Genomic DNA, 16,853 nt, shown 5'->3' with positions numbered 1-16,853 from the left:
AAACACCCCCCCACCCCCCCACAACCCAACCTGCCCCCCCCCCCCCCCGGGGCCGTCTGCTCTTCCCCCGACCGACCAGAAAGACCAGGATGCCCCTGTCCTCCATAGTGTCCCTGCCCCTGCTGCCGACGCCCCGTCCTGGCAGCGACGGCTCCGATCCCACCTTCGTGGCCGGGGACCCGGGCGGCAATGTCGTCCGGCGCAGCGTCCTCCCCGGTGGTGTCCGGGTGCTGACCGAGGCGATGCCGGGGCAGCGTTCGGCGACGATCGGGTTCTGGGTCGGCGTCGGCTCCCGGGACGAGGCCGAGGGCCAGCACGGCTCCACCCACTTCCTCGAGCACCTGCTGTTCAAGGGCACCGAGCGCCGCAGCGCCATGGACATCGCGTCCGCCTTCGACGAGGTCGGCGGCGAGTCCAACGCCGCGACGGCGAAGGAGAACACCTGCTACTACGCGAGGGTGCTCGACTCCGACCTGCCGATGGCCATCGACGTCATCGCGGACATGGTCACCTCCGCGGTCCTCGACCCCGACGAGCTCGAGCAGGAGCGGGACGTGATCCTCGAGGAGATCGCGATGGACAGCGACGACCCCGCCGACGTAGCCCACGAGAAGTTCGTCGAGCTGGTGCTGGGGGACCACCCGCTCGGACGCCCGATCGGCGGTACCCCCGAGGCCATCCGGGCCGTGCCCCGGGACTCCGTCCTCGCCCACTACCGGCGGTACTACACGCCCGCGGAACTGGTCGTGACAGCGGCCGGCGGACTGGACCACGACGTCGTCTGCCGGCTCGTGCAGGAAGCCCTCGTGTCCGCCGGGTGGGCGCTCGAGGAGGGGGCCCTGCCCGTTCCCCGCCGTGCTGCCACCGAGGTCCCGGTCCGGGGGGCGACGGGCGTGCACGTGATCCGCAGGGCCGTGGAGCAGTCGAACATCCTCATCGGCTGCCCGTCCCTCACCGCGACGGACGAGCGCCGCTTCGCCATGAGCGTCCTCAACGCCGTCCTGGGCGGCGGCATGTCCTCCCGCCTGTTCCAGGAGGTCCGCGAGAAGCGCGGCCTCGTGTACTCCACCTACTCCTTCTCGGCCGCCTACGCCGACGCAGGCTACTTCGGGATGTACGCGGGATGCTCGCCGGCCAAGACGGGGCAGGTCATCGACCTCCTCGGCGCGGAACTGGACCGGCTGGCCGCGGGCGGCATCGACGCCGAGGAACTGCGCAAGGCGATCGGACAGCTCTCCGGCGGGCTGGTCATGGCACTCGAGGACAGCAGCTCCCGCATGTCGCGGCTGGGCCGGTCGGAGCTGGTGTCCGGCGAGTTCGTCGACATGGACGCCTCCCTCGACCGCATCCGGTCCGTGACGGCGGAGGAGGTCCAGGCGCTGGCGCAGGAACTCGCGGCCGCTCCACGGACCACCGTCGTCGTCGGGCCGTTCGACTCCGCCGCCGACTTCGCGCGCTAGGGCGGATCGGCCGGCCCTGACGCGACGACCGGCGCTGAGCCCCGGCGTCGACCGGCGCTGACCCTCGACCGGCGCTGAGCCCCGGCGTCGACCGGCGCTACCCTCCGGCGAAGGGCGGGAGGATGTCCAGCACGTCGCCGTCGCGCAGGACGGTCGAGGGGTCGCGGAGCGCGATCTCGTTCAGGAGGAAGCTGCTGCGGTCCAGGACCTTCGCCAGCGACGGCCCGCCCGGCACGGCCGGACGTTCCCGCAGGTCGGCCAGCACGACGGCGAGGGCGCGCCCGCCCGGCAGGCGCTCCTCATCGACGCCCGATGCGGCCTTGGCCGCCCCGAAATACCTCACGAGCACATCAGCCACCGATGGCACTCATCGATCGGTCCGGCTGGACGAAGTCCACGGCGCCGAGGCCCGTGTGGTCCATGCCGTGGGCCCGGGGCTTGAGCCACATGGCGTCGCGCCAGCGCTGGGCAACGGCCGCGTCCCCCGCATCGGACCGCAGCAGGTCCCTCAGGTCCGTCTCCTCGCGCGAGAAGAGGCAGCTCATGACCTTGCCCTCCGCCGTGACGCGCGTGCGCCGGCAGTCCGCGCAGAACGGCTCGGTCACCGACGCGATGATGCCCACCGTGCCGAGGACGACGTCGGGGGCGGATCGAGCCCGCACCTCCCACCGTTCCGCGGGGGCGCCGTCGCGGTTGCGGGGATCAGGGGTCAGGACGAAGCGGGTCTCGACGAGTTCGCGCATCTCGGCGGCCGTCACCATGCCCTCCCTGGTCCAACCGTGATCGGCGTCCAGGGGCATCTGCTCGATGAACCGCAGTTCGAAGCCCCGTGCCACCGCCCACTCCACGAGGTCGGGCGCTTCGTGGTCGTTGATGCCGCGCATCAGCACCGCGTTGATCTTGACGAGCCCGAGGCCGGCGTCGGCGGCCGCCTCGATGCCCCGCAGCACGCGGTCGAGGAACGGCCGGCGGGTCAGCTGGGCGAAGGTCCCGGGGTGCAAGGAATCCATGGAGACGTTGATGCGTGTGAGCCCGGCCTCCTTCAGCTGGACGGCGCGGCGGTCGAGGCCCAGCGCATTGGTCGTCATCGAGATGGGCAGCTCCGGGTGGGCGGCGCGGATGTCCCAAATGATGTCGAGCAGGTCGGCCCGGACCAGCGGCTCCCCGCCCGTGAGCCGCAGCTCCCGAATCCCGAGCTCGTCGACGCCGATGCGGACCAGGCGCACGATCTCGGCACGGGACAGGACCTGGTCCTTCTGGAGCCAGTTCAGGCCCTCCGCGGGCATGCAGTAGGTGCAGCGCAGGTTGCACTTGTCCGTGAGCGACAGGCGCATGTCCGTCGCCTGCCTGCCGTGGGCGTCCAGGAGGCCGGAGGCCTGAGCCCCGCGGGCGGGTCCCGGCATTCCCAGTTGGATTCCCATGCAACGAGCGTACGCCCTCCACGGCCGGCGGCCCTAGCCGTGGCGCTGCACGGCGCCGTCTTCCGCAGCCCGCCCGGACACGGTAGGGGCAGGACACGGTAGGGACCGGCACGGCAGGACCGGCACGGCCCCGTGCCTGCCTCGGGAACCTGGGTGCTCCGGCGCTCGTGTACCAGGAGGACTGTCCCTGCCCGGTAGCGTGCCGTCGCCGGGGCCCGGACGGAAGGCAGGAAGAATGCGGCGGCGGACATGGGCAGCGGCCTCGGGCGTCCTCGCGGTGGGCCTGGGCGTGATTGCCGGAGAGCTGGCGGCAGCCGCCCTGAGCCCCTCCGTCACCCCGGTGAGCGCTGTCGGTTCATCCGTGATCGATCTCCTGCCCCCGGGGGTGAAGGACTGGGCCATCGCCTGGTTCGGAACCGCGGACAAGACCGTCCTCCTGGTCACGATCGCCGTCCTCATCGCCGGGATCGCCGTCGCCGCCGGGGTGCTCGAATACCGCCGTGCGTTCACGGGACGGGCGATCGTCGTCGGGGTCGGCGTGGTCGGCGTGGTCGCTGTGGCATCGCGGCCGCAGTCCTCCCTCGTGTCCTTCGCGGGGCCGGTCGTCGCCGCGGTGGTGGCGGCGCTCGTCCTGGGTGCCCTCGTGCAGGCGCTCCGCGCGTGGGCCCGAAGCGCCCGGGCGGGAACCGACGGCGGGGACTCCGCGCCGGCCCGCCGCCGGTTCCTGCAGGGAGCCGGCGGCGCCGCCGTCGTCGCGGCCGCCACGGGGGCCGCCGCGACGGGCGTGCGGTCGACGCAGTCCACCGTCACCGTGCAGCGCTCCTCGATCACCCTTCCCGCGCCGGAGACCGCCGTCCTCCCGCCGGAGGGATCGTTCGTGCCGGAGGGAGCGGACCTGGGGATCGACGGACTGAGTGACCTCGTGACGGCGTCCGACGACTTCTACCGCATCGACACGGCCCTCGTGGTGCCCGTCGTGGACCCGGCACGCTGGTCCCTGAGGGTCACGGGACTCGTGGAGCGCGAGGTCGTGATCACGTTCGACGAGCTGCTCGCACTGCCCCTGGTCGAGCGCCACGTCACCCTCGCGTGCGTGTCCAACCCCGTAGGCGGGGACCTTACGGGCACCGCGCGCTGGCTCGGCTTTCCGGTCCGGGAGCTCCTCGCACGGGCAGGAGTACGTCCCGAAGCGGACATGGTGCTCTCGCGGAGCGTGGACGGCTTCACCGCGGGCACACCGCTCGAAGCCCTGACGGACGGGCGGGACGCCCTCCTCGCGGTCGGCATGAACGGAGAGCCCCTGCCGATCGAGCACGGCTTCCCGGTCCGGCTCGTGGTCCCGGGCCTCTACGGCTTCGTGTCCGCGACCAAATGGGTGGAGGAGCTCAAGGTCACCCGCTTCGCCGACGACACGGCGTACTGGTCCACGCGCGGCTGGTCCGAGCGGGGCCCCGTGAAGACCTCCTCCCGGATCGATGTCCCGCGACCGAGCGCGAGCGTTCCCGCGGGCGACGTCGTCGTCGGGGGAGTCGCCTGGGCGCAACACCGGGGCATCGGGGCCGTCGAGGTGCGGGTCGACGGCGGCGCCTGGCAGCGCGCGACCCTCGCCAGGCCCATCTCCGCCGACACCTGGTGCCAGTACAGCGCGACCCTGCGGCTGAGCGCCGGCCGGCACACCGTGCAGGCCCGCGCCACGGACCGGAGGGGAGGGGTGCAGTCCGACGCCGTCGTGGCCCCCGCCCCGGACGGCGCCGAGGGACTGCACACGGTAACGTTCACGGTGACCTAGGCCACCCCGGACCCTCCTGGGCCCGGCGTCCCCGGACGACGATGTGCGCGACGACGTGCAGGACCGACCGGACAGCATGGAACGAGGGCCGGCCGATGCCCGAAAGGCAGGAATGAGAAGAACCGTCGCCGAACACCAGGCCGCCGTCGCCGGGCTCCTGCGCAGCGGGTACGACGCCGGCCGCCCCGAGGTGCTCCCTCTCGCCGACGCGCTCGGCCGCGCCCTGGCAGAAGACGTGCGGGCGCCGGTGAGCCTGCCGCCGTTCGACAACTCGCAGATGGACGGGTACGCGGTCCACGCCGCCGACCTCGCCGACCCGGCAGGGCTGGTGGTGGTGGACGCCATCCCCGCGGGCTTCGTACCGCCCGCCCTCGAGCCCGGAACGGCAGCGCCGATCATGACGGGTGCGATGCTGCCTCCAGGTGCTGCCGCCGTCGTCCCCATCGAGCGCGCGGACCCTCCCCGGTTCTACTCCGCCGCGGAGCGCGCGGGCGGCGCGACCGTGGCACTTCCGGGTGGTGTCGAGGCCGGACTGTTCGTGCGCCGGGCCGGCAGCGACATCGCCGAGGGAGAGACCGCACTCCCGGCGGGGACGCTCCTCGGGCCGGCGCAGCTGGGGCTGCTAGCGGGCTGCGGTGTTGCCAGGGTCCCCGTCCGCCCGCGCTTCCGCGTGCTGCTCCTCTCCACGGGTGACGAGGTCGCCGAGCCCGGCGCGCCGCTCGCTCCGGGGACCATCTACGACGCCAACACCACGCTGCTCGAGGCAGCCTTGTGTGACGCGGGAGCCGACGTCACCCGCCACCGGCTCCTCGGCGACGACCCCGCGCTCCTCCGGGATGCGTTCGCTGCCATTCCGGCCGGCAGCACCGACCTCGTGCTCAGCACGGGCGGGATCAGCCAGGGAGCGTACGAGGTGGTGAAGCAGGCCCTGGCCGACAGCAGCGTGGAGTTCTGCTCGGTCGCCCTGCAGCCCGGGGGACCGCAGGCCTCCGGCACCCTCTCCGGCATGCCGTTCCTCGGGTTCCCCGGCAACCCGGTCAGCGCCCTGGTCTCCTTCGAGATGTTCCTCCGCCCGGCCCTCTCCCGGGTCACCGGGGCCCCGGCTCCCCGCCTCGTCCTGGACGCCGTCCTGGTCGAGGACGTCCGGAGTCCGGAGGCCAAGCACCAGGTCCGGCGCGGCCTCTACCGCAACGGCGAGGTCGCGCTGGTGGGCGGCCCGGGCTCCCACCTGCTGCACGCCCTCGCGGCGTCCAACTGCCTGGTCCACCTGCCGGAGGGTGTCGGGTCGCTGGCGGCGGGGGACTCCGTCGGGGTCACGCTCATCGGGCCGGTACCGGCGGATCCCTTCGCCGTCCGGGACGTGCCCGCCACCGGGCCGGCAGTTCCTGATTGAATGGACCCCGCAGAAAGGATCCCATCGTGAACCTATCCTCCGCCGAGGGCCTGTCCCACGTCCGCGCGGACGGCACGGCCCACATGGTCGACGTCTCCGGCAAGCAGGCCACCACCCGCCAGGCCGTGGCGGAAGCGACCCTCGAGACCACGCCCGACGTCGTCGCCCTCATCACCGAGGGCAGCCTGCCCAAGGGCGACGCCCTCGCCGTCGCGCGCATCGCGGGCATTATGGCCGCGAAGCAGACCTCCACGCTGATCCCGCTGTGCCACCCCCTGCCGCTCGCCAAGGTGACGGTGGACTTCGAACCCGACGGCGGGACCGTCCGGATCGTGGCCCTCGTCAAGACCACCGCGCTGACCGGGGTCGAGATGGAGGCCCTGACCGCGGCGTCGGTGGCGGCGCTGACCCTCTACGACATGATCAAGGCCGTGGACAAGCGCGCCGTCATCAACGGCACGCGCGTGGTATCGAAGTCCGGCGGCAAGAGCGGAGACTGGAGCGTATGACAACCCTCCGCCCCGCCGCCGTGGTCATCGCCTCCACCCGCGCCGCCGCCGGCACCTACGAGGACGAGTGCGGGCCGGCCATCGCCGAATGGCTCTACCAGCACGGCTTCGCCGTCGCCGACGCCGTCGTGGTCCCCGACGGCGATGCCGTGGGATCGGCGATCGGTGCCGCCCTGGAGGCCCGGCCGGCCGTGCTCATCACGAGCGGGGGGACGGGGCTGAGCCCCGACGACACCACGCCCGAACAGACCGTGCCCTACCTCTCACGCAGCCTCCCGGGCATCATGGAGGCCATCCGCCGCGCGGGCTCCGAGAAGGTCCCGACCGCCGTCCTCAGCCGCGGCCTCGCCGGCACAGCCGGCTCGACCTTCGTGGTCAACCTGCCGGGTTCGCCCGGAGGCGTCCGCGACGGACTCGCCGTGCTCTCACCCCTCATCGACCACATCTGCTCCCAACTGGAGGGCTCCCATGACCACCGGTGAAGTCGTCCACGCAGCCGTCGCGGACACCCCCATCACGCCCGACCAGGCGCATGCCGGCGTCGACTCCCCGCGCTGCGGAGCGATCGTCGGTTTCAGCGGCGTCGTCCGGAACCACGACGGCGGACGCGACGTGGTGTCCCTGGCCTACTCCGCGCATCCGAGCGCGGAGCGCATCATCCGGGAGGTGGCCGAGGAGATCGCCTCCCGCCATGACGGCATCCGCATCTGGGTCGCCCACCGCGTCGGTCCCCTCGCGATCGGCGACCAGGCGCTCGTCGCCGCCGTCGGCGCGGCGCACCGCGGCGAGGCGTTCCGGGCGTGCTCGGACCTCGTCGACCTCGTCAAGGAACGCGTCCCCATCTGGAAGGAGCAGTTCTTCACCGACGGCAGCGTGGAATGGGTCGGCGCAGGGGCCTGACAGTAGGCTGGACGGCATGACTGAACTACTGCCCGTGGCCGTACTGGGCGCCAGGGGGCGCATGGGATCCGAGGCCGTCCGGGCCGTCGACGCAGCCGCCGACCTCGACCTCGTGGCGGCGCTCGGCAGCAGCGACCCGCTCGAGACCCTCGTGTCGGCCGGGGCCCGCGTGGTCGTGGACCTGACCGTCCCGGACGCCACCTTCGACAACGTGGCCTTCGCCGTCGAGCACGGCATGCACGCCGTCGTCGGCACCACCGGCTGGACCCCGCAGCGCCTCGACCGGCTGGGGGAACTCCTGGCCGGCAGCCCCGGCACCGGGGTGCTGATCGCCCCCAACTTCGCGCTCGGCTCGGTCCTCGCCACCGCTTTCGCCGCCAGCGCGGCACGCTACTTCGAATCGGTCGAGATCATCGAACTGCATCATCCGGACAAGGTGGACGCGCCGTCCGGCACCGCCGTGCGGACCGCGCAGCTCGTCTCCGCGGCCCGCGCCGCGGCCGGCATCGCCGAGGCGCCCGACGCGACCCGGGACCAGCTCGACGGCGCCAGGGGTGCGAGCGTCGACGGCGTCCCCGTCCACTCGGTGCGCCTCCGTGGGCTCACGGCCCACCAGGAGGTCCTGCTCGGGAGCCCGGGGGAGCAGCTCACCATCCGGCACGACTCCTTCGACCGGGCCTCCTTCATGCCCGGCGTGCTCCTCGGGATCCGTTCGGTGGCCCGGTATCCTGGGCTCACCGTGGGACTGGACGGCTACCTGGACCTGCCGGGAACCGGCCGATGAGGACGGCGGCCGGGTTCTACCGGGAGCACAAGGTCAAGCTCGGCGTCCTGCTCGTCACGGTGCTCCTGGTCTTCTGGCTCGCCGTGTCCTTCCAGCGCAGCTTCCTGCTGCTCGGTGCGCCCGAACTCCTGGCGAAGGCGATCGGGGCCGGCTACCTGATCCTGCCGTGCATCGGCGCCTGGGCGCTCATCCGCGAACTCCTCTTCGGGGCACAGACGCAGCGGATGGCCCGGCAGCTGGAGAGCGAGGGCGGCCTGCCCGTCGACGACCTCCCGAGGACACCCTCCGGCCGGATCGTGCGGTCCGCGGCGGATGCCGCCTTCCCCGCCTACCAGGCCGAGACGGAGGCCCACCCCGACAACTGGCGCAGCTGGTTCCGGCTCTCCTACGCCTACGACGCCGCCGGCGACCGCAAGCGGGCCCGGCAGGCGATGCGCGACGCCGGAAAGCTGTACAGACAGGGTCCCGCGGGCACGTCCCGCTGAGCGTCCCCTAAGCGGGCGGCCGGGGTCCGGGTCAGCGCCGTACGTCGGCTCCGCCGTCGCGGGCCGCCGTGGCGGCACCGGAGGCGATGAGTTCGAGCGGTCCGCGCGACCCCACGCGCTGGAACAGGAGGCCGATCGCCACCGCTCCCACCACCTGCAGCCAGAAGAGCTGCATCGGGTCGGGCAGGGGGTCCAGCTGGTCCGCCCAGCTCATCACGCACACGTGCAGGCTGTAGAGCGTCAAAGTCATCGCCCCGGGCGCCGACAGGGGCAGCAGGGCCGAGGGGAACCGCCGCGTCAGCAGCAGGCACAGGCCGACGACGGCCGCCGCGGACCCGGCCACGTGCACCAGGTCGAGGGTGGTTCCGGAGTGGGGGGCGCTGACGGCCAGCCACCACCAGGACCCGGACTGATCGACACCCGCCAGCCCGACGTCGAGCATCGCCTCCAGCGGATAGCGGCTCCCGTCGGGTGTCTGCAGGAGCGCCGCGAGGCCTCCGCCGGGCCCCAGGAGCTGGGCGCTGAGGAGCTTGGCCCCGATCGCCGCGGAGGCCCCCGCCCCCAGGAGGGCCAGCTGCATGCCGAGGCGCGAGAGGTCGAGCCGGCCGATCCCCATCCCCACCAGGAGGAAGCCGAGCCACTGCAGCACCGGGTAGTAGCCGGTCAGGAAGATGTCCGCGGCGAGGGTCCCCGACTCCAGGAAGTGCTCGAAGATCGGATTCGCGCCGAGCGACGGCGGGTCCACGGCGGCGGCCACGACCGGGCGCAGCAGGTAGGCCGCGACGGGAGCCAGCAGCAGCCAGCCCGCCGCCCAGGCCGCGAGCGCCCGGACCCTGAGCCCGGTGAACGGCAGTGCCACCAGGAACAGCACGCCGTAGTGGAAGAGGATGATGGCGATGTTCGTCTCGACACCGCCGAGGACCAGCCCGATCAGTGCGATCACCAGCGCACGGACCGCGATGCCGCGGCGGTCCGCGGACAGCGTCCGGTCCCGGTGCTGGGCGTGTCCGCCCGTCAGCAGCGCGAGGCCGATGCCGGCGACGACGGCGAACAGGCCCGACGCGCGACCGGAGAAGAGCAGGGCCGTCCAGGTGGCCTCGGTGGTGCCCGGGGTGTACAGCGGGAGGACGTGCGTGCTCATCATCCCGAAGAGCGCCACGCCCCGGGCCGCGTCGATCCCGGTCAACCGTCGGGAGGGCTTGGTGTGCATCCGGTCATCGTCCCACAGGCACTCTTGCCCCTCCTGCGGAACCGCACGCCCACCGGGCACCGCTCGACCGGGTAACGTTTTACCCATGGTTGAAACCCCCTCGCGCACTCTCCCGTTCGGCTCGCTCGTGACCGCCATGGTCACCCCGTTCACGGCCGACGGCTCCGTGGACTTCGATGCCACCGCCGCCCTCGCCGCACGGCTCGTCGACGACGGCTGCGACGGCCTGGTCGTCTCGGGTACCACGGGGGAGACCTCCACCCTGGAGGATTCCGAGAAGGAGGACCTCTACCGCGTGGTCGTGGAGACCGTGGGGGACAGAGCCCGCGTCATCGCCGGCACGGGGACGAACCACACCTCGCACTCGGTGGAGATGGCACGGCGCGCCGAGCGTGCAGGCGCCCACGCGCAGCTCGTTGTGACGCCGTATTACAACAAGCCGACCCAGGCGGGTGTGCTTGCCCATTTCTCCGCCGTCGCCGAGGCCAGCGACCTGCCGATCATGATCTACGACATCCCCGGCCGGTCCGCGATCCCCATCACCACCGAGACCATGTTCCGCCTCGCCGAGCACCCCCGGATCCTGGCGCTCAAGGATGCGAAGGCCGACTTCGCAGCCGTCACGCGGGTCCTCGCCAGCACCGACCTCGACGTCTACTCGGGCGACGACGGGCTCACGCTGCCCTGGATGGCGGCAGGGGCCGTCGGCGTCGTCAGCGTCAGCGCGCACGTCGCGACCGCCGCGTTCCGCCGCCTGGTGGACGCCGCGGCGGCGGGGGACTTCGACGAGGCACGGCGCATCCACTTCGACCTCGACCCGGTGATCCGGGCCGTCATGACGCACCTCCCCGGCGCGGTGTCCGCCAAGCACATCCTGCACCTCCAGGGCGCCATCCCGAACGCCGTCGTGCGCCTGCCCCTCGTCGAGCCCGACGAGCATGAACTGGCCCCCGTCCTCGCCGACCTGACCGAGGCGGGCTGGGACCTCGACGCGCTCGGCGGCCGCGAGGGCGTCCGGGCATGAGCGACGCGGCCGGCGTCGGACCGGCACTCCGGGTCCTGCCGCCGGCCCTCGAGCCGGGAACCCTGCGCATCGTGCCGCTGGGCGGGCTCGGGGAGATCGGCCGCAACATGGCGGTCTTCGAGATCTCCGGAAAGCTCCTGATCGTCGACTGCGGAGTCCTGTTCCCCGAGGAGACCCAGCCCGGCGTGGACCTGATCCTGCCCGACTTCTCCTACATCGAGGACAGGCTCGACGACGTCGTCGGGCTGGTCCTCACGCACGGCCACGAGGACCACATCGGGGCGGTCCCGTACCTGCTGCGCCTCAAGGGCGACATCCCCATCATCGGATCCCAGCTGACGCTCGCGCTGATCGAGGCGAAACTGCAGGAGCACCGGATCCGCCCCTACACCCTCACGGTGTCGGAGGGGCAGATCGAGCAGTTCGGGCCCTTCGAGTGCGAATTCGTCGCGGTCAACCACTCCATCCCCGATGCCCTCGCGGTGTTCATCCGCACCGAGGCGGGCAACGTCCTGCACACGGGCGACTTCAAGATGGACCAGGTCCCGCTCGACGGGCGCATCACCGACCTGCGCGCCTTCGCCCGCCTCGGCGAGGAGGGCGTCGATCTGTTCATGGTGGACTCGACGAACGCCGACGTCCCGGGCTTCACCACGTCGGAGCGCGAGATCGGCCCGGTCCTCGAGAACCTGTTCGGGCAGGTCCGCAAGCGCATCATCGTGGCGTCCTTCTCCTCCCACGTGCACCGCGTGCAGCAGGTGCTCGACGCCGCGCACGCCCACGGGCGCTTCGTCTGCTTCGCCGGGCGGTCCATGGTGCGCAACATGGCGATCGCGGCCCGGCTCGGCTACCTGAAGGTGCCCGACGGCATCCTCGTGGACATCAAGAACGTGGACGACCTGCCCGACGAGCGCGTGGTCCTCATGTCGACCGGCTCGCAGGGCGAGCCCATGGCGGCGCTGTCCCGCATGGCCAACGGCGACCACCGCATCACCGTGGGCAAGGGTGACACCGTGATCCTCGCGTCGTCGCTCATCCCCGGCAACGAGAACGCCGTCTTCCGGGTCATCAACGGGCTCCTGAAGCTCGGCGCCGACGTGATCCACAAGGGCAACGCGAAGGTGCACGTATCAGGCCACGCCGCGGCCGGCGAGCTCCTCTACTGCTACAACATCCTAAAGCCGAAGAACGTCATGCCGGTGCACGGCGAGACACGGCACCTCATCGCCAACGGCAGGCTGGCGCAGCAGACGGGCGTCCCGGCGTCGAACGTGCTGCTCACCGACGACGGCTCGGTCATCGACCTCGTGGACGCCAGGGCCCGCGTGGTGGGCGCCGTCGAGTGCGGGTACGTGTACGTGGACGGATCGAGCGTCGGCGAGATCACGGACGCCGACCTCAAGGACCGCCGGATCCTCGGGGAGGAGGGCTTCATCTCGATCATCACCGTCGTCAACCGCACCACCGGGAAGATCGTGTCCGGACCGGACATCCACGCGCGCGGTTTCGCGGAGGACGACTCCGTGTTCGACGAGATCAAGCCGAGGATCAACGAGGCCCTCGAAGAGGCCGTCATGAACAACCAGGACCACACCACCTACCAACTGCAGCAGGTGGTACGCCGCGTCGTCGGCACCTGGGTCAACCGGCGCCACCGCCGGCGCCCGATGATCATCCCCGTCGTCCTCGAGGCCTGACACGCCCTTCCGTGCCGCCGGGCCCTGCGGGTCATGCCCACCCGTGAGGGGCGCTGCAGCGTGCGGGAATTCGAGGTTCAGGGGGCTTCGTCGGGTACCGTGAGGAGCATGGCCACTCGAACGTCCCCTGCCCCGCGGGGCCAGCACCAGACCCGCAGCAAGGGAGCGACCGCCGCTGCAGGACCCTCCCGGAGCAAGGCCCCGGCGAAGGGGACGGCGCGGACCGCGGCGAAGACCCGTCCGCTCCCCGCCCCGCCGGAACCGGAGGACCGCCAGGCCCTTCCGGTGAGGGCCGTCCGGGCGGTCTGGATGGGCATGGCGCACGTCGTCGGTTCCGGCGTCCGCACCTTCGGGCACGACGTCAGCCCGGAGCGCGAGCTCCGCCGGGACGGTTCCGGTTTCTTCCTCCTCCTGGTCGCCCTGGCCGTCGCGGCCGTCGAGTGGTGGGCGCTGACCGGCGTCGCCGCCGACATCGTCCACGCCGCCGCCGGCGGGACCTTCGGCTGGATGGCCCTGCTCGTCCCCTTCCTGCTCGGTATCGGCGCCGTCCGGCTGTTCCGCTATCCGGAGCGCCACCGGGCCAACAACCGGATCGCCATCGGGCTGCTCGTGATCCTCTTCGCCGGCTCCGGCATCGCGCACCTCGTGGGCGGCCGGCCTAGCCTCGCGGACGGGCTGGACGCGCTCTGGCGTGCAGGCGGCGTCGCGGGCTTCCTCGTCGCGGGTCCGCTCAGCAGCGTCCTCACGGCCTGGCCGGTCGGGGTCCTGCTGGCGGCGGCGATCTTCCTCGGGCTCCTGATCGTCACGGCCACGCCCTTCCGCCACATCCCGGGCCGCCTGCGCACGCTCTACGAGCACCTCATGGGCCAGGACCCCGATGGCGCCGGGAACCGCCGCGACGACGGCCACGACCAGAGCTACCTGTACGAGACGCACGGCGCCACCGCCAAGCCCGAACCGAAGAAGCGCAAGCGCCTCTTCGGCAAGGACAAGCAGGAGGCCCCCTTCGACGCCGAGCAGGAGGCCGGGCACGACGCCGACTGGGACGGGTACGTCGGCGACGAGGCGTTCGAGCGCGCCGTCATCGAGGACGAGGAACGCCGCGCCCGCGAGGCGGAGGCAGCCGTCCCCCCGGGCGTCCGTCGACCCACCAAGCAGGAACTCGCCGCCGAGGAACTCAAGCGGTCCCAGGCTGCCCGCCCGCCCGTGCCCGAGGCGCCGGAGCGCGCTCCGGAGGGCGCCACGGAGGCCATCGACGTCGTTCCCGCCGCGAAGGCGCTGATCGTCCCCTCCACGCCCGTGCAGCCGCAGGTCCCGCCCACGCCGATCCCGCAGCGCACGGAGCAGCTGCAGCTCGCCGGCGACGTCGCCTACACGCTGCCGCCGTCGGACTACCTGCCCGCCGGCACCCCGCCGAAGGAGCGGTCGGAGGCCAACGACGCCGTCGTCGCCGCCCTGACGCACACGATGGACCAGTTCAACGTGGATGCCAAGGTCACCGGGTTCTCCCGCGGCCCCACGGTGACGCGCTACGAGATCGAGCTGGCACCCGGCACCAAGGTGGAGCGGGTCACCGCCCTGTCGAAGAACATCTCCTACGCCGTGGCGAGCTCGGACGTGCGCATCCTGTCACCGATCCCGGGGAAGTCGGCCATCGGCATCGAGATCCCCAACACGGACCGCGAGACCGTCTCCCTCGGCGACGTGCTGCGCTCCGGCAACGCCCGCAAGACGGACCACCCGATGGTGATGGGAGTGGGCAAGGACGTGGAGGGCGGCTTCGTCGTCGCCAACCTCGCCAAGATGCCGCACCTGCTCGTCGCGGGTGCTACGGGCGCCGGCAAGTCCTCCTTCGTGAACTCGATGATCACGTCCATCCTGATGCGCTCCACCCCCGATGAGGTGCGCATGGTCATGGTGGACCCCAAGCGGGTGGAACTCACCGCGTACGAGGGCGTCCCGCACCTCATCACGCCCATCATCACGAACCCGAAGAAGGCCGCGGAGGCGCTGCAGTGGGTGGTCCGGGAGATGGACACGCGCTACGACGACCTCGCGAACTACGGCTACAAGCACATCGACGACTTCAACAAGGCGGTCCGCAACGGCAAGGTCGTCCCGCCCGAGGGGTCCAAGCGGGTCGTGCGGCCCTACCCCTACCTGCTGGTCATCGTGGACGAGCTCGCCGACCTGATGATGGTCGCGCCGCGCGACGTCGAGGACTCCATCGTGAGGATCACGCAGCTGGCACGTGCCGCCGGCATCCACCTGGTGCTCGCGACGCAGCGGCCGTCGGTCGACGTCGTCACCGGCCTGATCAAGGCGAACGTCCCGTCACGCATGGCGTTCGCGACGTCCTCCGTCACGGACTCCCGGGTGGTCCTCGACCAGCCGGGCGCGGAGAAGCTGATCGGCCAGGGCGACGCCCTCTTCCTGCCGATGGGTGCCTCGAAGCCCATGCGCGTCCAGGGCGCCTGGGTCACGGAATCCGAGATCCACCGCGTCGTCGAACACGTGAAGGGCCAGCTGCAGGCCGTGTACCGCGAGGACGTCGCGGTCGATGCCCCGAAGAAGCAGATCGACGACGACATCGGAGACGACCTCGACGTCCTGCTGCAGGCGACGGAACTCGTGGTCACCACCCAGTTCGGGTCCACTTCGATGCTCCAGCGCAAGCTCAGGGTCGGCTTCGCCAAGGCCGGACGGCTCATGGACCTCCTCGAGTCACGCGGCGTCGTCGGCCCGTCGGAGGGGTCGAAGGCCCGCGACGTGCTCGTCAAGCCCGACGATCTCGCACCGGTCCTCGCGGCCATGCGCGGCGACGAGGCCCCGGTCGCGCTCCGTGCAGCCTCCGAACCGATCGACCTCGTCGCCGACGACCTCGCCTCGCGGGCGCAGGCCGTGGACTACTACGACGGCGCGGACGGTTCGGACAGCGGCGATGACGGCGACAACGACGCGTGGAACCTCACCGGCAGGTAGCCTGACATCGTGAGTACCTCCCCGAGCCCGGCGGTGCCGGTCCTGAACATCGCGAACGTCCTCACCGTCGTGCGCATCCTGCTGGTCCCGTTCTTCATCTGGTTCCTCCTGCTCGACGACGGGCGGGCCGGGCTGTTCCGCTGGCTCGCGGTCGCCACCTTCGTCGTGGCCATCTACACCGACAAGCTCGACGGCGACCTGGCGCGCAGCCGGGGCCTCATCACGGACTTCGGCAAGATCGCGGACCCGATCGCCGACAAGCTGCTCATCGGATCGGCGCTGGTGCTCCTGTCGGTCCTGGGCGAGCTGTGGTGGTGGGTCACCGTCGTCATCCTCGTCCGGGAGCTCGGCATCACGGTGCTGCGCTTCGCGGTCATCCGGTACGGCGTCATGCCGGCATCCCGCGGCGGCAAGCTCAAGACCGTCGTCCAGACAGCTGCCATCCTGCTGTTCCTCATCCCGCTGCAGGCCATCGCGGGAGCCTGGGCATGGTGGCTCGCCGCAGCGGTCATGGCCCTGGCGGTCGTCATCACGGTGGTGACGGGTGTCGATTACGTGCTCCAGGCGATCCGCCTCCGGGCGGCAGGCCGCCGGTGAGCGACATCGGTGCCGCGTCCGAGGTGGTCGCACGGGCCACGCATCTGGGCGTCACCGTGGCGACCGCCGAGTCCCTGACGGCCGGCCTGGTGGCCTCCTCGATCGCAGGGGTGCCCGGCGCCTCGGCCGTCCTCCTGGGAGGTCTGGTCGCCTATCAGCTGGAAGTCAAGCAGAAACTCCTGGGCGTCGACGCGGACCTCCTCGCGACGGCAGGAGCCGTGGATCCCCGGGTCGCTGCCGCGATGGCCGACGGCGCGCGGGCCGCGTTCTCCGCCGATATCGGCCTCGCGACCACCGGCGTCGCGGGTCCCGCACCCCACGGGGGCAAGCCCGTGGGCACCGTGTTCACGGCGATCTCGTCCTCCGCGGGCACGGAGACCTTCGAACACCACTTCCCCGGCGACCGCGAAAGCATCCGGGCAGCCTCCTGCGAGGCGGTGCTTACCGAGCTCCTCGGGACTTTGTCCAAGGGAACAAACAGTGGCCGGGGGTAGTTATAAACACTGTCGGCCGTTGATAGGGTTGGCGACTTAGGCTCAAGCAGATCGGGCAGGTCATCATCACGGGGCACTCGTCGATCCGGCGGTGCCGCATTTATGAGG

General features: G+C 71.7%; 16 protein-coding genes. 13 read left to right on the top strand and 3 right to left on the bottom strand.

Annotated features, from left to right (window positions below; genetic code table 11):
* The first annotated feature begins 89 nt into the window (after positions 1 to 89).
* Positions 90 to 1,460 carry a M16 family metallopeptidase gene (locus ACX80J_RS16420; RefSeq protein ID WP_459346173.1) on the top strand — a complete coding sequence of 457 codons (1,371 nt, stop codon included), beginning with the start codon at positions 90 to 92 and terminating at the stop codon, positions 1,458 to 1,460.
* A 97-nt stretch (positions 1,461 to 1,557) separates the two neighbouring features.
* On the opposite strand, the gene ACX80J_RS16415 is transcribed toward ACX80J_RS16420, so the two are convergent.
* Together ACX80J_RS16415 and moaA are read right to left on the bottom strand one after the other, a co-directional pair.
* Positions 1,558 to 1,809 (bottom strand): MoaD/ThiS family protein, encoded by a 252-nt coding sequence (locus tag ACX80J_RS16415; RefSeq protein WP_459346223.1) that lies wholly within the window; start codon positions 1,807 to 1,809, stop codon positions 1,558 to 1,560.
* A gap of 1 nt (position 1,810) precedes the next feature.
* Positions 1,811 to 2,881, bottom strand: coding sequence for a GTP 3',8-cyclase MoaA (moaA, locus tag ACX80J_RS16410; protein ID WP_459348518.1), 1,071 nt, complete (start codon positions 2,879 to 2,881; stop codon positions 1,811 to 1,813).
* 235 nt (positions 2,882 to 3,116) lie between these two features.
* On the opposite strand from moaA, the gene ACX80J_RS16405 reads away from it, so the two are divergent.
* The 7 genes from ACX80J_RS16405 (at position 3,117) to ACX80J_RS16375 (ending at position 8,741) form a co-directional block, all read left to right on the top strand.
* A complete protein-coding gene (locus ACX80J_RS16405; RefSeq protein WP_459348517.1) occupies positions 3,117 to 4,670 on the top strand; it encodes a molybdopterin-dependent oxidoreductase in 1,554 nt (517 codons plus the stop codon).
* Between the two features lie 112 nt (positions 4,671 to 4,782).
* Positions 4,783 to 6,063: a molybdopterin molybdotransferase MoeA gene (locus ACX80J_RS16400; protein WP_459348516.1), complete on the top strand. Its 1,281-nt coding sequence runs from the start codon at positions 4,783 to 4,785 to the stop codon at positions 6,061 to 6,063.
* Between the two features lie 83 nt (positions 6,064 to 6,146).
* Entirely contained in the window at positions 6,147 to 6,572 is a 426-nt protein-coding gene (moaC, locus tag ACX80J_RS16395; RefSeq protein WP_459346224.1) for a cyclic pyranopterin monophosphate synthase MoaC, read from the top strand.
* Positions 6,569 to 7,054, top strand: coding sequence for a MogA/MoaB family molybdenum cofactor biosynthesis protein (locus tag ACX80J_RS16390; RefSeq protein ID WP_459346177.1), 486 nt, complete (start codon positions 6,569 to 6,571; stop codon positions 7,052 to 7,054). Before moaC ends, ACX80J_RS16390 begins: the two co-directional genes overlap by 4 nt.
* On the top strand, positions 7,041 to 7,472 hold the full coding sequence (locus ACX80J_RS16385; RefSeq protein ID WP_459348515.1) for a molybdenum cofactor biosynthesis protein MoaE: 432 nt from the start codon (positions 7,041 to 7,043) through the stop codon (positions 7,470 to 7,472). The genes ACX80J_RS16390 and ACX80J_RS16385 overlap by 14 nt, the downstream gene beginning before the upstream one ends.
* 16 nt (positions 7,473 to 7,488) lie before the next feature.
* Positions 7,489 to 8,256 (top strand): 4-hydroxy-tetrahydrodipicolinate reductase, encoded by a 768-nt coding sequence (gene dapB / locus ACX80J_RS16380; RefSeq protein WP_459346179.1) that lies wholly within the window; start codon positions 7,489 to 7,491, stop codon positions 8,254 to 8,256.
* Positions 8,253 to 8,741, top strand: a complete 489-nt coding sequence (locus ACX80J_RS16375; RefSeq protein WP_459346180.1) for a hypothetical protein — start codon at positions 8,253 to 8,255, stop codon at positions 8,739 to 8,741. The genes dapB and ACX80J_RS16375 overlap by 4 nt, the downstream gene beginning before the upstream one ends.
* Before the next feature lie 31 nt (positions 8,742 to 8,772).
* Here the strand turns inward: ACX80J_RS16375 and ACX80J_RS16370 are convergent, their stop codons facing one another.
* Entirely contained in the window at positions 8,773 to 9,951 is a 1,179-nt protein-coding gene (locus tag ACX80J_RS16370) for a heparan-alpha-glucosaminide N-acetyltransferase domain-containing protein (protein WP_459348514.1), read from the bottom strand.
* A gap of 85 nt (positions 9,952 to 10,036) precedes the next feature.
* Between ACX80J_RS16370 and dapA the strand changes: the two genes are divergently transcribed.
* The 5 genes from dapA (at position 10,037) to ACX80J_RS16345 (ending at position 16,745) form a co-directional block, all read left to right on the top strand.
* Positions 10,037 to 10,975: a 4-hydroxy-tetrahydrodipicolinate synthase gene (gene dapA / locus ACX80J_RS16365; protein ID WP_459346182.1), complete on the top strand. Its 939-nt coding sequence runs from the start codon at positions 10,037 to 10,039 to the stop codon at positions 10,973 to 10,975.
* Complete coding sequence (locus ACX80J_RS16360; protein WP_459348513.1) at positions 10,972 to 12,672, top strand: ribonuclease J; 1,701 nt, start codon at positions 10,972 to 10,974, stop codon at positions 12,670 to 12,672. Before dapA ends, ACX80J_RS16360 begins: the two co-directional genes overlap by 4 nt.
* A 108-nt stretch (positions 12,673 to 12,780) precedes the next feature.
* Positions 12,781 to 15,654, top strand: a complete 2,874-nt coding sequence (locus tag ACX80J_RS16355) for an FtsK/SpoIIIE family DNA translocase (protein ID WP_459348512.1) — start codon at positions 12,781 to 12,783, stop codon at positions 15,652 to 15,654.
* A 6-nt stretch (positions 15,655 to 15,660) separates the two neighbouring features.
* Entirely contained in the window at positions 15,661 to 16,251 is a 591-nt protein-coding gene (pgsA, locus tag ACX80J_RS16350; RefSeq protein ID WP_459346225.1) for a CDP-diacylglycerol--glycerol-3-phosphate 3-phosphatidyltransferase, read from the top strand.
* The gene (locus tag ACX80J_RS16345) at positions 16,248 to 16,745 is read left to right on the top strand and encodes a CinA family protein (protein ID WP_459348511.1); all 498 of its coding nucleotides are present in this window, start codon (positions 16,248 to 16,250) and stop codon (positions 16,743 to 16,745) included. The genes pgsA and ACX80J_RS16345 overlap by 4 nt, the downstream gene beginning before the upstream one ends.
* Positions 16,746 to 16,853 lie beyond the last annotated feature (108 nt).

The sequence above is a fragment of the Arthrobacter rhamnosi genome, from assembly GCF_054510975.1.
The sequence above is the reverse complement of the archived record's forward strand: the minus strand, read 5'-3'. Positions and strand labels throughout refer to the sequence as shown.

Bases quoted from the DNA above. Each gene is read 5' to 3' on its own strand.
- ACX80J_RS16405 (WP_459348517.1), top strand. From the start codon at position 3,117: ATGCGGCGGCGGACATGGGCAGCGGCCTCGGGCGTCCTCGCGGTGGGC.
- ACX80J_RS16370 (WP_459348514.1), bottom strand. From the start codon at position 9,951: ATGCACACCAAGCCCTCCCGACGGTTGACCGGGATCGACGCGGCCCGG.
- ACX80J_RS16360 (WP_459348513.1), top strand. From the start codon at position 10,972: ATGAGCGACGCGGCCGGCGTCGGACCGGCACTCCGGGTCCTGCCGCCG.
- ACX80J_RS16420 (WP_459346173.1), top strand. From the start codon at position 90: ATGCCCCTGTCCTCCATAGTGTCCCTGCCCCTGCTGCCGACGCCCCGT.
- dapB (WP_459346179.1), top strand. From the start codon at position 7,489: ATGACTGAACTACTGCCCGTGGCCGTACTGGGCGCCAGGGGGCGCATG.
- ACX80J_RS16390 (WP_459346177.1), top strand. From the start codon at position 6,569: ATGACAACCCTCCGCCCCGCCGCCGTGGTCATCGCCTCCACCCGCGCC.
- ACX80J_RS16385 (WP_459348515.1), top strand. From the start codon at position 7,041: ATGACCACCGGTGAAGTCGTCCACGCAGCCGTCGCGGACACCCCCATC.
- dapA (WP_459346182.1), top strand. From the start codon at position 10,037: ATGGTTGAAACCCCCTCGCGCACTCTCCCGTTCGGCTCGCTCGTGACC.
- ACX80J_RS16355 (WP_459348512.1), top strand. From the start codon at position 12,781: ATGGCCACTCGAACGTCCCCTGCCCCGCGGGGCCAGCACCAGACCCGC.
- ACX80J_RS16400 (WP_459348516.1), top strand. From the start codon at position 4,783: ATGAGAAGAACCGTCGCCGAACACCAGGCCGCCGTCGCCGGGCTCCTG.
- moaA (WP_459348518.1), bottom strand. From the start codon at position 2,881: ATGGGAATCCAACTGGGAATGCCGGGACCCGCCCGCGGGGCTCAGGCC.
- moaC (WP_459346224.1), top strand. From the start codon at position 6,147: ATGGTCGACGTCTCCGGCAAGCAGGCCACCACCCGCCAGGCCGTGGCG.
- ACX80J_RS16375 (WP_459346180.1), top strand. From the start codon at position 8,253: ATGAGGACGGCGGCCGGGTTCTACCGGGAGCACAAGGTCAAGCTCGGC.